The sequence below is a fragment of the Serratia sp. (in: enterobacteria) genome, from assembly GCF_046715635.1.
Taxonomy (GTDB): domain Bacteria; phylum Pseudomonadota; class Gammaproteobacteria; order Enterobacterales; family Enterobacteriaceae; genus Chania.
Genome location: NZ_JBKJYW010000241.1, coordinates 1 through 6,538, shown reverse-complemented (window position 1 = coordinate 6,538; position 6,538 = coordinate 1). Strand labels below are relative to the sequence as shown.

Below are 6,538 nucleotides of genomic sequence, written 5' to 3'. Positions count from 1 at the left end.
AAAAGTCTGTTTTCACTATATCCCAGAGTAACAAGGCTTGGCACTGACAAAAGTGGCCTGCATAACATCGTAGCAAAGTGGCTATGGTGGCAAAATCTGGCCGCGTTAAAATCTCCGCCAGAGGATTAAGCGGTGGAATTTTGAGGGTGTTATGTCGTTACCGTCGGGTGTTGTTGCAGAACCAGTTGTGGTCAGTGGAGGGATCCTGCGGGGAACCAACCAGGGTTACGTGATCGCCATTATCAGCGCCATGCTGCTGGCCTTCACCGCCATCATCATCCGTGCGCTGACCGAGTATTACCATCTACCGACGTTTGTGCTGGCCTTCTGGCGTGCGGCCCTGGTGGCCCTGGTGTTGTTACCGTTATTGCTGCTGTTCAAACCGCAATGGGCCTATCTGCGCCTTGAGCAGGTGCCATTTTACGCGGGTTACGGTTTGCTGTTGGCGTTGTTTAACAGCTTATGGACGCTGTCGGTGGCGCTCAATGGCGCCTCGGTGGCGACTATTTTAACCTACTGCTCGGTCGGTTTTACCGTGTTCCTGGGTTGGATGATGTACAACGAACGCCTCAGTCTGCGCGAGTTGTTGGTGATTGTGGTCAGCCTGGGCGGCTGCTTCCTGGTCAGCAACGGCGACAGTATGGGCAACAGCCGGTTTGATCTGTTGGGGCTGATGGTCGGCATGCTGTCCGGCATTGGTTATACCTTGTATACCCTCGGCGGGCGTATCGCCAGCGAGCGGCGCTACCCGGTGTGGAATACCATCCTGTACGTATTCGGTTTTTCCGCCGTATACCAGTGGTTGTTCAACACCTTGCTGACGTTTTTCCCCTTGGCGGCATTTCACGGCATGGCGGGGGACCTGTGGTTTCTGTCCCAAGGAGTACAAGGCATTCAGTGGAGCGGCTGGCTGTTGTTGCTCACGCTGGCCGCCGGGCCAACGCTGCTGGGCTTTGGTCTGTACAATATCAGCCTGAAAACCCTGCCGCTGGCGGTGGCCAACCTGATCCTGTCGCTGGAGCTGGTGTTTACCGCGGTCATTGCCTATTTCCTGTTGGGAGAAAACATGAACCAGTTACAGCTACTGGGTAGCGCGCTGGTGATGGGCGGGGTATTGATGCTGAGAAAAGCGAAGTAGGCTTGGTTTTCTGCGCCAGTTTGTTACCATTGGCCGCGAAACAACAGGGTGCAAACAGCAAATGATAATTAATCCAAGGTTAAAACGAGCGCTTATCGCTTGATTGGGCAGTGTTTTTGAACGGAAAACGCTGCCACAGACATTACGTTCCGTGGCTCTTGCTAGACATACACCAAGAGAAGAAGCCATGACTGACAAACACTGGTCACAAGTAGAATTACTCCACCAGACGGTAACCAACCCCAATATCCTCATCAAGGGAACCCACAGTTATTACAGCCATTGCTGGGATGCCAGCTTTGAACGTTCCGTGGTGCGCTATTTGCACGGCGATGCCGTCAGCCAACAGTGGGAGCCCCTGGGGCCGCTAGACAAGTTGCACATAGGCGATTATGTCTGTATTGGTGCCGAAGCGGTGATCCTGATGGGCGGGAATCATACCCATCGTATTGATTGGCTGAGCCTGTATCCCTTTATGGAAACCATCCAGGCGTCTTATTTGCCTAAAGGGGATACCCGCCTTGGCGACGGCTGCTGGATCGGGATGCGGGCCATGCTGATGCCTGGCGTGACGATTGGCGAAGGGGCGATAGTGGCCGCCGGTAGCGTGGTGACTGCGGATGTAGCACCCTACGCTATCGTTGGCGGTAATCCGGCCCGGATGATTAAACAGCGGTTCTCCCCAGAGACAATCGCGCGTTTACTCGCGTTGCAGATTTACGATTTGCCTGCCGAGGCGTTCGCCAGCATCCAGCCATTGTTGGCCAGCGATGATATTACGGCCTTGGAACTGGCGATTAAGGCCTTAAGATAGTGTGGTTTATGGTTGGCTAGCGGTAAAACGCTGGCCAACAAGCGTGTGAATTGAACCGCGTAGCAACCTTTCATACGTCGATTTCAATATTTTTAATCATATCCAACAAGATGCTGCCATCACCGATCTCAATAAATTCTGTCACCCCACGTTGGCGTAAATATATTACCGACTCGCGCCATCTGACTGGGTTATTCATCTGATTGGCAAGATTTTTAACCAACGAGGTGCTGCTATAGGGTCTAGCCGTTCCGTTAGCTATTACCGGTGTTTTGGGCGGTGAAAATGAGAAACTTTGAAGATAGTCATAAAAATTTTTGGCGGCAGTATCTAGCATGGGGCTATGAAATGCCCCGCTCACTTTAAGAATGACATAATTAAGAGCATCGTTATCATAAAAAATGTTCTCTGCCAGGTGGATGCTCGCTATCGGCCCAGAGATGACGGTTTGAATATCAGAGTTTAAATTGGCTACAGATAAACCAAGGTGATCATTTTTTTTAATCACGTTGAGCACTTCGTCAGTATTAAGCCCCATAACCGCAGCCATTCCTCCGCCCTGGCTTTCGGACATCAGCAATGCCCGTTTGTTGACTAGACGTAAACCCGTTTCAAAATCAAAAACACCGGCGGCTTGTAGGGCATTAAATTCCCCAAGTGAGTGTCCTGCAAGAAAAATAGGTGGTATTCTACCGCCTTCCAGATAATGGCGATAATACAAAGCATTAAGAGTATATAAAGCCGGTTGAACATAACGGGTATAACTAAACCGATCAGGGGGGCAGTTGATAAAAAAATCCCGGATGCTGAATTCGGAGATTTCCTCAGCTATGGTCACTAATTCAGAATAGGTCTCCAACACCGACACGTCCATGCCTCGGCGCTGTGCCCCTTGACCAGGAAACAAGATTGCTGGGTTTGATATCAAAGTCAGACCTCTCTTGATATTTTATAAGCTGATTGTAAAAAATTGAAAAGGTTTTACTGTTCAGCGCTGCTCTTGGCAAATAGATCAATCAATCCATTAATTGAGTTAATGTTTTTTAGTTCGGTGCGAGGAATTTTGACTTTCAACTCCCTCATGACGCCAGAGACGACGGAGACAATATCCAAACTGCTCGCGCCATAGTCCGCCATCGATTTTTGTAAATCAATGTTTGCTGCGTCGATGTTTTTGACTGCATTAACAATATGTTTTTTAACAACTTCAACAATGATATCTCTATTCATAATAATTGCTCCTGCTTGTTTGGTTAACAGTTAATCTACTATTCTATTTAGACACTGTTGCTGTAATGGTCAACGAAAAAATATTGACTTTATAATACAAAATGTAAATAAATTTATTAATGATAGAAAAATAAGGACTTACAACAGTAATAACGTTAACTTTATAATTAACTTAAATATTATATTGAGGACTTGCTTGATTTGATTATGGCGTGCCACAAGGTTGGGGCTCTTATTATACCTTGAACACTTATGGTTGATATTTTTTTAAATAAAAAACCTTTTAATTCAATAGGAATTAAAAATTCAACGGTTGATGTTTGCTTTTTTTGATGATTAAAATAGACCTTTGCTGGAATTGCTGTAGATGCAATCTATAATTGTTACTATCAATACGATACTTGAGCAGTTTGTGATGTATTTATTGGGTTTTTGCACTATTCATCAGTAAGGATATGGCTTCACTGTATTCTAACGATTTGATTTTTAATAAATCAGTGAACAAGCGAACTTTCAGTGACAGGGTGGGTAACTCCATTATTCATTTGAAAGTTATTGATATATAAACCGCGTAGCGAGCGAAGTGACTATGACTAATGCAAGCTGTTATTGTATTTATGGCGTTTGCGGAACCTGCGATCACAGCCTGTTTATTGATTATATCGACGGGCAGGTGGAGACTCGTGAGACGCATTTATTACAGCAACTGGCACGATGTCCTCACCAGGTATTGCATGCCTGGCAGGTGCAGCAACATCCTCAGGTTTCTGAAGTGTTTGAAATAGAAGTTGTCTTGTCTGAGAGTGCCGCAGAGGAAGCCGTTTCGTTTTGGAAGGGATATTTCGGTTCTTTAGGTACAACCGTTATTGATGCTTTACATGTGAGTGAGGTATCCACGGGGGGTAATGGTAGTGATGCCCGTGGGGAAATGACCAATGGTCTCCATGCAAAAGAGGCTACAGACGTGGGTAATGACCTGATTCCGAATGATATTCAACTTGATCGATTTAAAAGTAACTTATTGTTTTCACAAGAGGTTGCCAATGAATTGACGCAACCGTTAGACCAGCAGCAGATCATGAAAATGATACCCCATCGCGCCCCTTTTCTTTTGGTTGATAGGGTGGAACTGGTTAATCTTGAGCTTAGATTAATAAAAGCAACCAGAAAGGTAGATGCGGACGATCCGGTGTTTAAGGGGCACTTCCCTGACAATCCTGTCTATCCCGGCGTATTGCAACAAGAAAGCATGTTCCAGAGCGCGCTGATTTTATTGTACTTTTTGCTGAATAACACGGCGATCCCCCCATTGGATGAGCAGGTGACCAACGCAGTTGGTACCCGGGTATATGATGTTTTCCATTTGGGGGCGGTACGGCCTGGCGACGAAATGACGATCCGCTGCGTTATCACAGAATACGATTCACTGATTGTTACCGCTGTTGTTCAAATTACGGTCAGCGATAAAGTCGTTACCATCGGAAAAGGAGAGTTTTGTGTTATCTGATCGCATCGTTATCACCGGCATTGCCATCAATACTCCCTTGGGTGACACATTGGATAATGTGGGCAATCACTTACTCGCTGGCAAATCAGCCATTGGTTATTGGGATCGTATCGATACCAGTAAAATTTATTCGAAAATTGGCGGGCAACTACCTGATTATCGTGTTGAAGACAAACTTCGCTCGTTTGATGGTCGGATCCCCGATAGCGTGCTGGTTCAGGCCGAACGGGTGTTTAAGCAAACGACCAAAGGTGTGCAGCTTTCCGTATTGATGGCGATGGATGCCTGGTTAGACGCCGGGCTATTCGAACACCCGCTTGACCCCTATAAGTCTGGAGTAATTTGTGGGGGGCATAACCTGTCTGATAAATATTTACTGGATCAGCAAGCCATTTTTTTGGACGAACCTGAGTTTATTGATGCCTTTTCGGGATTAAATTCGCTTGATACTGACCATTCCTCCTCAGTGGCCCAAGTACTAAATGCCAAAGGGTTGGCCTATCTTATCGGAGGAACCTGTGCCACAGGCAACGTGGCGATGCAGGCGGCAATCAATGCGATCAAAGTGGATAACAAGCAGGTGATGGCGGTGGTTTGCCCGATGGCATCGTTCCACCCGATGATGTTGCATTCATTAACCATTCTGGAGGCAATCTGCTACGGCCCGTATCAAGATACTCCCACCAAGGCCAGCCGCCCTTATGACGTAAATCGCAGTGGATTCCTGCCATGTGAAGGCGGGGCGGTATTGATCCTTGAAGACGCCGAATTCGCAAAACGCCGTGGCGCCAAAATTTATGCCGAGCTGCTTGGTGTCAGCGTCAATTCAGATGCTAACCACCTGGGAGATCCTTCTCATGAAGGGCAAGTTCAGGTGATCCAGGATGTTCTCACCAAATGCCATATTGCCAAGGAACAGGTTGATTATGTTTGTGCCCACGCCACCTCGACCAAATTAGGTGACATCGTAGAACTCAGGTCGATTAGAAAAGTGTTCGGCTCACATGCGGACAAACTCATTATCAATGCGCCGAAGTCTTTACTGGGGCACACCATGTGGGCATCTGGCGTCGTAGAGGCCGCTCTTGCAATCTGGCAAATGAGGCGAGGTGAATTTCATCAATCGCATAATATCGAAACGCTCGATCCCGCCGTTGACCTGAACGTGTGTGCCGATGGAAATGTAAACAAAGACGTAGATATTTTTATCAACAACTCTTTTGGTATGGGCGGTATCAACAGTGCCAGCCTGTTCAGGCGATATCATGTCTGATAAGAATCTGTTTATCAGTGGTGGGGCTAGCGGCATTGGGCGAAGCGTGGTGATTGCTGCGTTGAACAACGGCTGGAATGTGGGGTTTAGCTACTACCGTAACCAGGAGGGTGCACAACATTTGCTTGAGGTCGCTGCCGCACAGTTTCCGCAGCAATTGTGCCGTGCCTATCTGCTAGATGTAGCCGATAGCTGTGCCGTGGATTCGGTCGGGGATCACGTGGTAGCTGACTTTAGCAATATTGATGCCGTGATTTGTAATGCTGGAATCGACCTTCCGGGCAATCTGGTATCGATGACTGATGAAGATTGGGCTCAGGTAATTAATACCAATCTGAACGGGACATTTTATCTTGCCCGTTATTTTTTACCATTATTTATGAACAATAAGTATGGGCGTATCGTCACGCTTTCCTCACTCGCCAAAGATGGCTCGTCAGGGCAAGCAGCTTATGCGGCCTCCAAAGCCGGGTTGGTTGGCTTAACTAAAACCATCGCCAAGGAATATGGCCATTTGGGCATTACGGCCAATGTGCTGGTGCCGGGATTAATTGATACCAATATTATTGGTAATGA

At 47.1% G+C, this 6,538-nt stretch carries 7 protein-coding genes; 5 read left to right on the top strand and 2 right to left on the bottom strand.

Going from position 1 to position 6,538, the window contains the following annotated elements:
* Positions 1-151 precede the first annotated feature (151 nt).
* Both ACLQ7H_RS12065 and ACLQ7H_RS12060 read left to right on the top strand, forming a co-directional pair.
* Positions 152-1,138 (top strand): DMT family transporter, encoded by a 987-nt coding sequence (locus tag ACLQ7H_RS12065; protein WP_411752872.1) that lies wholly within the window; start codon positions 152-154, stop codon positions 1,136-1,138.
* A 187-nt stretch (positions 1,139-1,325) separates the two neighbouring features.
* The gene (locus ACLQ7H_RS12060) at positions 1,326-1,952 is read left to right on the top strand and encodes a CatB-related O-acetyltransferase (protein WP_411752871.1); all 627 of its coding nucleotides are present in this window, start codon (positions 1,326-1,328) and stop codon (positions 1,950-1,952) included.
* Between the two features lie 70 nt (positions 1,953-2,022).
* Here the strand turns inward: ACLQ7H_RS12060 and fabD are convergent, their stop codons facing one another.
* Together fabD and ACLQ7H_RS12050 are read right to left on the bottom strand one after the other, a co-directional pair.
* A complete protein-coding gene (fabD, locus tag ACLQ7H_RS12055; protein WP_411752870.1) occupies positions 2,023-2,880 on the bottom strand; it encodes an ACP S-malonyltransferase in 858 nt (285 codons plus the stop codon).
* A 53-nt stretch (positions 2,881-2,933) separates the two neighbouring features.
* Positions 2,934-3,182: an acyl carrier protein gene (locus ACLQ7H_RS12050; protein WP_411752869.1), complete on the bottom strand. Its 249-nt coding sequence runs from the start codon at positions 3,180-3,182 to the stop codon at positions 2,934-2,936.
* A gap of 1,084 nt (positions 3,183-4,266) precedes the next feature.
* Between ACLQ7H_RS12050 and ACLQ7H_RS12045 the strand changes: the two genes are divergently transcribed.
* The 3 genes from ACLQ7H_RS12045 to ACLQ7H_RS12035 form a co-directional block, all read left to right on the top strand.
* Entirely contained in the window at positions 4,267-4,689 is a 423-nt protein-coding gene (locus ACLQ7H_RS12045; RefSeq protein WP_411752873.1) for a 3-hydroxyacyl-ACP dehydratase FabZ family protein, read from the top strand.
* A complete protein-coding gene (locus ACLQ7H_RS12040) occupies positions 4,679-5,962 on the top strand; it encodes a beta-ketoacyl-[acyl-carrier-protein] synthase family protein (protein WP_411752868.1) in 1,284 nt (427 codons plus the stop codon). Before ACLQ7H_RS12045 ends, ACLQ7H_RS12040 begins: the two co-directional genes overlap by 11 nt.
* Positions 5,955-6,538, top strand: a 584-nt coding sequence (locus tag ACLQ7H_RS12035) for an SDR family NAD(P)-dependent oxidoreductase (RefSeq protein ID WP_411752867.1), incomplete at its 3' end; no start/stop codon positions are given. The genes ACLQ7H_RS12040 and ACLQ7H_RS12035, both read left to right, overlap by 8 nt.

What these genes read in the sequence shown, in the direction of transcription:
- ACLQ7H_RS12050 (WP_411752869.1), bottom strand. Translation starts at nt 3,182, where the DNA reads ATGAATAGAGATATCATTGTTGAAGTTGTTAAAAAACATATTGTTAAT.
- ACLQ7H_RS12065 (WP_411752872.1), top strand. Translation starts at nt 152, where the DNA reads ATGTCGTTACCGTCGGGTGTTGTTGCAGAACCAGTTGTGGTCAGTGGA.
- ACLQ7H_RS12045 (WP_411752873.1), top strand. Translation starts at nt 4,267, where the DNA reads ATGATACCCCATCGCGCCCCTTTTCTTTTGGTTGATAGGGTGGAACTG.
- ACLQ7H_RS12060 (WP_411752871.1), top strand. Translation starts at nt 1,326, where the DNA reads ATGACTGACAAACACTGGTCACAAGTAGAATTACTCCACCAGACGGTA.